Source organism: Streptomyces sp. NK08204 (genome assembly GCF_020400585.1).
Classification (GTDB): Bacteria; Actinomycetota; Actinomycetes; order Streptomycetales; family Streptomycetaceae; genus Streptomyces.
In genome coordinates, this window is sequence record NZ_JAINVF010000031.1 from 70,952 (window position 1) to 77,959 (window position 7,008).

Genomic DNA, 7,008 nt, shown 5'->3' on the forward strand with positions numbered 1-7,008 from the left:
CTGCGGTCTGCGGTCTGCGGTCTGCGGTCTGCGGGCTTCGGCGGTGAGCCGCGGTGCGTCATGCGTGGCCAGGGGACGGTTCCGGTTCGTGCTGCGACGTCTGGTCGCGTGGGGGAAGCAGGAGCGGGGTGGCCAGGATGAGCAGTCCCGCGACCGTGAGAGCGGTGCGTGGGCTGGTGACGTCGGCGAGCAGCCCGCAGAGCGCGGTGAGGACGGCGATGGACGTCTGCTGGCCGATCGACCAGGCCGACAGGGTGCGGGCGACGAGCTGCTTGGGCGTGCGTTCGAGCCGGTACGTGGCAAGCACCGGGGTGTACAGACTCATGTTGATGATGATCGCCAGCTCGACGGCCATCACGGTGACGAGGCCGACGACGCCGGGACGGACGAAGGCCAGGCCGATCAGCCAGACGGCTCGCAGGGTGCCGACGGTCCGGAAGACCCGGTGCCGGCCGTAGCGGGCCACGACACGGCCGGCCAGCCGGGAGCCGATGAGCCCGCCGAGACAGGGAGCGGCAAAGGCAAGGCCGTACTGCCAGGGCGGGAACCCCAGCCGGCGAAGGAGGAGCACGGCCAGCAACGGCTCGGTGGCCATGATCAGACCGGAGACGATCATGTTGTTGAGGTAGAGCGCCCGCAAAGCGGGATCGCCCATGATGTGGCGCCAGCCGTCAAGCACTGCGCCCGCACGGACCCGGCCTTCACCGGCCGGCCGCGGCGCGGCTTCCTCGCGGCCTCGCATCGCGGTGATGCCCAGCGCGGAGAGCAGGTAGCTGAGGGCGTCGGCCACCACGGTGGTGACCGGCCCGAACAGACCGATCGCCGCCCCGCCCAGCGGTGGCCCGACCGCAATGGAGCTCCAGTTCGTCGACTCGAAGCGCGCGTTGGCCACGAGCAGGTCATCCGGCCGTACGAGTGCCTTCAGACAGGCGCCGCCGGCCGCGTTGAACGCGATCTTGGCTGCGGCGACCACGGCTGAGATCACGAGCAGCTGGAGGAGACCGAGCCGGCCGAAGGCGTAGGCGACCGGGATCGTCGCCATCGCCGCGAACCGGGTCAGGTCCATCGCGATCATGACCGGGCGCTTGCGCCGGAACTCCACCCACGGCGCGAGCGGCACCGCGATCAGCGCGCCCACCGCGGGCCCCACCGCGGACAGTGCGGACACCTCGGCGGGGCCGGCGTGCAACACCAGCACGGCGATCAGTGGTAATGCCCCGAATCCCAGCCCAGAGCCGTACGCGCTCACCGCGTACGCCGCCCACAGCCAGCCGAACTGCCGGCCCAACCGTCTCCTGCCCATCATGCTCAGCGCGCCCCTTGAAGTCCCACTCGAACAAACCGACGTTGATCTGGGGGAGCTAAGCGGGATGGACAGCAGCAGGTCAAACAACCACCCTGTCGATCATCCACAACCATTCGTTGTTCACTAAGGTGGGTCGGCGTGCATCTCGAAGCCGTACGTACCTTCGCCGCCGTCGCGGAAGCGAGCCAGTTCCAGAAGGCCGCCGCCGACCTGTCGATCACCCAGCAGGCTGTCTCCAAGCGCATCGCCGCGCTGGAGCGCGACCTCGGCGTGCGGCTGTTCACCCGCACGCCCCGCGGCGCCGAGCTGACCATCGACGGGCAGGCGTTCCTGCCCCACGCGCGCGAGCTGCTGCGCGTCGCCGAGCGCGCGGTCGCGTCCGTGCGCACCGGCCGTCGTCCGCTGCGCGTCGACGTGATCGCCTCGCGCGTCGCGCCCTCGGGCCTGATGCGCGGCTTCCACCACGCGCACCCCGAGATCGACCTCGACGTGGTGATGCTGTTCGACATCGAGACGGCCGTCGCCGCCATCCGGTCCGGTGCGATCGACGCGTCCTTCCGCGCCGTCGCCCAGCCCGGCCGGCCCCTTCCCGAGGACATCGAGTCCGTCCGGGTGCTCGACGAGCCGCTCGAGCTTCTCACCGGCCCGGCCCACGCGCTGGCGGACGTCCGGTCGGTGACTGTCGCTCAGCTCGTCGGGCACCGGATCTGGATGCCCGGCATCGTCCCCGGTACCGAGTGGGCCGCCTACTACGACGACCTCGTCGCCGAGTTCGGCCTCACCATCGAGGCGACCGGCCCCAACTTCGGCTCCGACGCGCTCCTCGACACCGTCGCCGACACCCCGGCCCTGGCCACCTTCATGGGCGGGCAGACCCGCCTGGTCTGGCCCGCGGGCCACGGCCTGCGCCGCATCCCGGTGACCGATCCGACACCCGTCTACCCGCACTCACTCCTCTGGCACCGCGACAACCCCCACCCGGCCCTGGCCACCCTCCGCGCCCACCTCGCCGCCACAGCGGCCGGCCACGACGCCGCCGGCACCTGGCGGCCGGGCTGGGTGGTTCCGAGCTGAACGCCTCCGCGCCCGCGATCAACGCGGCCGGATCGGCGGACGGTGATCCGCGCGGACGGACAACGCCGTCCCGGCCGGCAGTTGCACGACGGTGGGCGCCGCTACCGCAGGTGTCGGGGTGTACCTGCGGAGCGTGCGCCTCACCCGGGGGGAATGCGTTCCCCGCCCCGGCGGGTTGATCCGGACATGAGTCAGGACCCGACACAGAACACCCTGCTGAAGCTGCTCTCCGAGGGACATGGTGGTGTGCTGGTCACCCTCAAGCGTGATGGCCGGCCTCAGCTGTCGAACGTCAGCCACGCCTACTTTCCCGACGAGCGGATCATTCGTGTCTCCGTCACCGACGGCCGGGCCAAGACCCGTAATCTGCGCCGTGACCCCCGGGCCTCCTACCACGTGACCAGCGCCGACCGCTGGGCGTACACCGTCGCCGAGGGCACGGCCGAGTTGTCCCCGGTCGCCCGGGAGCCGCACGACGAGACCGTGGAGGAGCTGGTCCGCCTGTACCGGGAGGTGCTCGGTGAGCACCCGGACTGGGACGAGTTCCGGGCCGCCATGGTCCGTGACCGTCGGCTCGTGCTGCGCCTGCACGTCGAGCGGGCCTACGGGGTGCCCAGGAGCTGATCTACGACGCCTCGGCGGTCCGCTTCTCGATCGCGTGGAGCACGGCGACCATGTCCTCGCCGCCGTGCCCCTGCGCCACGGTCTCCTGGAACAGGGCGTGGCAGACGTCCAGGAGGGGCGAGGCGAGGCGGGCCTCGCGGGCCGCCTCGGCGATGAGCCGGTTGTTCTTCAGCACGTCCAGTGCGGCGGCCTGCACACCGTAGTCCCCGTCCAGCAGCTTGGGTGCCTTCATCCGTGAGACGTCGCTGGCCATGGGGCCCGCCTCCAGCACGTCCAGGAACAGCCGCCGGTCCAGGCCCTGCCGCTCCGCGAAGTGGAACGCCTCGGTCAGCCCGGTCACCTGGGTGATCAGGAAGAGGTTCACGGCCAGCTTCATCAGCAGGGCGCTCGGCGCGGGCCCGCACACGAACGTCTTCCGGCACAGCGGTGCGAGCAGCGGACGTACGGCGGCCACGGCCGCCTCCTCGCCCGCGAGCATGGCGACCAGCTGTCCCTGTTCCGCCGGAACCCGTGAACCGGAGACCGGTGCCTCGACGTACCGCCCGCCCGCCGCGCGGACGTCGGACTCCAGCGCACGGGAGTACTCGGGTGAGGTGGTGCCCATATGGACGACGACACGCCCGGAGACGCGGCTGGTCAGGGCCGGGGTGCCGCGCCCGAGGACGGTGTCGACCGCCGCCTCGTCGGCGAGCATCAGCAGTACCGTCCCCGCCCGCGCGAACACCTCGTCGGCGTCCGCCGCGACCGCCGCCCCGGCCGCGCGCAACGGCTCTGCGCGGTGCGGGGTCCGGTTCCACACCACGAGCGGTGTGCGGGCCGCGGCCAGCCGCAGGGCCATCGGCCGGCCCATCACTCCGAGACCGATGAAACCGACGTTGTCGTGCACGGGAGCACCCTTCAGTCCACGGGCCGGTTATGACAGCGGTCATAGTAGCGGGCGTTATGACGCCAGTCATAGAGTGGGCGCGACGATCGGAGGCACGGCATGACACAGCCGCGGAGGGGACCGCGCGAGCGGATGGTCTTCAGCGCGGCCCAGCTCATCCGGCGCGACGGGGTCACCGCGACCGGTATGCGGGACGTCGCCGCCCATGCCGACGCGCCGCGCGGCTCGCTCCAGCACTACTTCCCGGGCGGCAAGGAACAGCTGGTCAACGAGGCCGTGCAGTGGGCCGGACGGTACGCCGGCCGACGGATCGCGCGCTTCCTGGAGGGGCTGCAGGAGCCGTCCCCGAGCGGCCTGTTCGCCGCGATGGCCGCCCAGTGGACGGACGAGTACGAGACGGAAGGCTTCGCCGGCGGCTGCCCCGTCGCGGCGGCGACCGTGGACTGCGCGAACACCGGCACCTCCACCCGTGAGGCCGTTGCCGCCGCCTTCGCCTCCTGGCGGGGCCCGCTCGCCGACGCCCTCATCGGCATGGGCGTACCGGCCACACGTGCCGGCTCCCTCGCCACGCTGATGATCAGCACCCTGGAGGGTGCGATCGTGATGGCCCGCGCCGAACGCGATGTGCGGCCCCTGAACACCGTGGTCCGCGAACTCGGGCCCTTCCTGGACGCCGCCGTGGACCGGGCGACCTGACGCCCCGCTCCCGGCCGTGAACGGCGGGGCAGGGCCGGATGGCGGCGCTCAGTCGGCGGCGCGCTCCGCCGTGAGGTAGGCGATCACCATGTCGCCGAGCACGGTCCGGTAGTGGTCGCGCTGCGCCGGGTCCAGCAGGTCCCGGCCGAACAGGGCGGCGAAGGTGTCCCGGTTGGCGACCCGGAAGAAGCAGAACGAGCTGATCATCGCCTGCACGTCGACCGCGTCGGCGTCCGCCGTGAACAGCCCGCGCTCCTGCCCCGCGGCCAGGATCCGGCGGATCACCTCCAGCGCCGGGGAGCCGATCTTCCCCAGTTTCCCGGAGGCCGCGATGCGCTGGGCGCCGTGCATGTTCTCGATGCCGACCAGGCGGACGAAGTCCGGGTGCCGTTCGTGGTGGTCGAAGGTCAGCTCGGCCAGCCGCCGCATCGCCGCGACCGGGTCCAGGTAGTCGATCTCCACCTGCCGCTCGGCCTCGAGGATCAGCTCGTACGCCCGTTCCAGCACGGCGGTGAACAGCTGTTCCTTGCCGCCGAAGTAGTAGTAGATCATCCGCTTCGTGGTGCGGGTACGGGCCGCGATCTCGTCGACCCGGGCCCCGTCGTAGCCGGCCCGCGCGAACTCCTGGGTCGCCACGTCGAGGATCTCGTCCTTCGTGCGGGCGCCGTCACGCACCCGGACGACGTGACGTACCGGTTCGTCGACGCTGGTCATCGGGCTGGGGTTCCTTCGGCTGGACGAAGCGTGCGGGCCGGATCGCCCGCATGCGTGCCCGCGATTGTAGAAGGAGCCCCGGTGCGGGGCGCCGTCGCGGTACCCCGGCGAAGGGTGCCCGGTGAAGGGCATGGTGTGACGGGGTGAGACCACGCCGTGGCACCGCGCTGCGCGAGCGCGGTGCCTGGTCGGTGGGAGGGCGCAGCTTCGTCCGGTGGGCCCCTGCGGTGCTCAGCCCTTCTTCTCGACCGCGTGCCCGCCGAACTGGTTGCGCAGCGCCGCGATCATCTTCATCTGCGGGGAGTCGTCCTGCCGCGAGGCGAACCGGGCGAACAGGGACGCGGTGATCGCGGGCAGCGGCACCGCGTTGTCGATGGCCGCCTCGACGGTCCAGCGGCCCTCGCCGGAGTCCTCCGCGTAGCCGCGCAGGCCCTCCAGGTGCTCGTCCTCGTCCAGGGCGTTGACGGCGAGGTCGAGCAGCCAGGAGCGGATGACGGTGCCCTCCTGCCAGGAGCGGAAGACCTCGCGGACGTTCTCCACGGAGTGGACCTTCTCCAGCAGCTCCCAGCCCTCGGCGTAGGCCTGCATCATGGCGTACTCGATGCCGTTGTGGACCATCTTCGAGAAGTGACCGGCGCCGACCCGGCCCGCGTGGACGAAGCCGTACGGGCCCTCCGGCTTGAGCGCCGCGAAGATCGGCTGCAGCCGGTCCACGTGCTCCTTGTCGCCGCCGACCATCAGCGCGTAGCCGTTCTCCAGACCCCACACACCGCCGGAGACGCCCGCATCGACGAAGCCGATGCCCTTGATGCCGAGTTCGGCGGCGTGCTTCTCGTCGTCCGTCCAGCGGGAGTTGCCGCCGTCGACCACCGTGTCACCGGGCGAGAGCAGATCCTTCAGCTCGTCGACGACGGTCTGGGTGGCCGTACCGGCCGGCACCATCACCCACACCGTGCGCGGCGCGTCCAGCTTCTCGACGAGTTCCTCGAGGCTCTTGACGTCGGAGAGTTCGGGGTTGCGGTCGTAACCGACGACGGTGTGGCCGGCGCGGCGGATGCGCTCGCGCATGTTGCCGCCCATCTTGCCGAGACCGATGAGACCGAGCTGCATGATCAGTTCTCCTGAGCGTTCTTGAGAGTGCGGTACGCGGCGACGAGGGCCGAGGTGGACGGGTCGAGGCCGGGCACGGACCCGGCCGCGGCGGCGGCTGATGTGAACGTCTCGGTCAGGGCCGGTTCGACGCGCCTGGCGAGAACCTTGCCCAGTTCGACGCCCCACTGGTCGAAGGAGTCGATGTTCCAGACGGCGCCCTGGACGAACACCTTGTGTTCGTAGAGGGCGATGAGCTGGCCGAGGACGGACGGGGTCAGCTCGCCGGCGAGGATCGTGGTGGTGGGGTGGTCACCGCGGAAGGTGCGGTGCGCCACCTGCTCCTCGGGTACGCCCTCGGCGCGGACCTCGTCGGCGGTCTTGCCGAAGGCGAGTGCCTGGGTCTGGGCGAAGAAGTTGGCCATCAACAGGTCGTGCTGGCCCTTGAGATCGTCGCTCAGTTCGGCGACCGGGCGGGCGAAGCCGATGAAGTCCGCCGGGATCAGTTTCGTGCCCTGGTGGATCAACTGGTAGTAGGCGTGCTGCCCGTTGGTGCCCGGAGTGCCCCACACGACCGGCCCGGTCTGCCAGGTCACGGGGCGCCCGGCGCGGTCCACCG

At 71.1% G+C, this 7,008-nt stretch carries 7 protein-coding genes and 1 pseudogene; 3 read left to right on the forward strand and 5 right to left on the reverse strand.

The genetic code is table 11. The features are described from left to right. Positions 1-58: 58 nt before the first annotated feature. Positions 59-1,306: an MFS transporter gene (locus K7G59_RS30905; protein WP_225839991.1), complete on the reverse strand. Its 1,248-nt coding sequence runs from the start codon at positions 1,304-1,306 to the stop codon at positions 59-61. A 138-nt stretch (positions 1,307-1,444) separates the two neighbouring features. On the opposite strand from K7G59_RS30905, the gene K7G59_RS30910 reads away from it, so the two are divergent. Next, positions 1,445-2,380 carry a LysR family transcriptional regulator gene (locus K7G59_RS30910; protein WP_225839992.1) on the forward strand — a complete coding sequence of 312 codons (936 nt, stop codon included), beginning with the start codon at positions 1,445-1,447 and terminating at the stop codon, positions 2,378-2,380. A 186-nt stretch (positions 2,381-2,566) separates the two neighbouring features. Then, positions 2,567-3,004, forward strand: coding sequence for a PPOX class F420-dependent oxidoreductase (locus K7G59_RS30915; RefSeq protein WP_225839993.1), 438 nt, complete (start codon positions 2,567-2,569; stop codon positions 3,002-3,004). Position 3,005: 1 nt separating this feature from the next. Here the strand turns inward: K7G59_RS30915 and K7G59_RS30920 are convergent, their stop codons facing one another. Beyond that, entirely contained in the window at positions 3,006-3,890 is an 885-nt protein-coding gene (locus tag K7G59_RS30920; RefSeq protein WP_225839994.1) for an NAD(P)-dependent oxidoreductase, read from the reverse strand. Positions 3,891-3,989: 99 nt separating this feature from the next. Between K7G59_RS30920 and K7G59_RS30925 the strand changes: the two genes are divergently transcribed. Next, positions 3,990-4,586, forward strand: coding sequence for a TetR/AcrR family transcriptional regulator (locus K7G59_RS30925; RefSeq protein ID WP_225839995.1), 597 nt, complete (start codon positions 3,990-3,992; stop codon positions 4,584-4,586). Positions 4,587-4,634: 48 nt separating this feature from the next. Here K7G59_RS30925 and K7G59_RS30930 read toward each other — a convergent pair whose 3' ends face one another. From K7G59_RS30930 to K7G59_RS30940, 3 genes and pseudogenes are all read right to left on the reverse strand, one after another. Further along, a complete protein-coding gene (locus tag K7G59_RS30930; RefSeq protein ID WP_225839996.1) occupies positions 4,635-5,300 on the reverse strand; it encodes a TetR/AcrR family transcriptional regulator in 666 nt (221 codons plus the stop codon). Between the two features lie 231 nt (positions 5,301-5,531). Then, positions 5,532-6,410, reverse strand: a complete 879-nt coding sequence (gene gnd / locus K7G59_RS30935; RefSeq protein WP_225839997.1) for a phosphogluconate dehydrogenase (NAD(+)-dependent, decarboxylating) — start codon at positions 6,408-6,410, stop codon at positions 5,532-5,534. Between the two features lie 2 nt (positions 6,411-6,412). Then, positions 6,413-7,008, reverse strand: a pseudogene (locus tag K7G59_RS30940) (glucose-6-phosphate isomerase); the annotation flags it as partial.

What these genes read in the sequence shown, in the direction of transcription:
- K7G59_RS30905 (WP_225839991.1), bottom strand. Translation starts at nt 1,306, where the DNA reads ATGATGGGCAGGAGACGGTTGGGCCGGCAGTTCGGCTGGCTGTGGGCG.
- K7G59_RS30915 (WP_225839993.1), top strand. Translation starts at nt 2,567, where the DNA reads ATGAGTCAGGACCCGACACAGAACACCCTGCTGAAGCTGCTCTCCGAG.
- K7G59_RS30925 (WP_225839995.1), top strand. Translation starts at nt 3,990, where the DNA reads ATGACACAGCCGCGGAGGGGACCGCGCGAGCGGATGGTCTTCAGCGCG.
- K7G59_RS30930 (WP_225839996.1), bottom strand. Translation starts at nt 5,300, where the DNA reads ATGACCAGCGTCGACGAACCGGTACGTCACGTCGTCCGGGTGCGTGAC.
- gnd (WP_225839997.1), bottom strand. Translation starts at nt 6,410, where the DNA reads ATGCAGCTCGGTCTCATCGGTCTCGGCAAGATGGGCGGCAACATGCGC.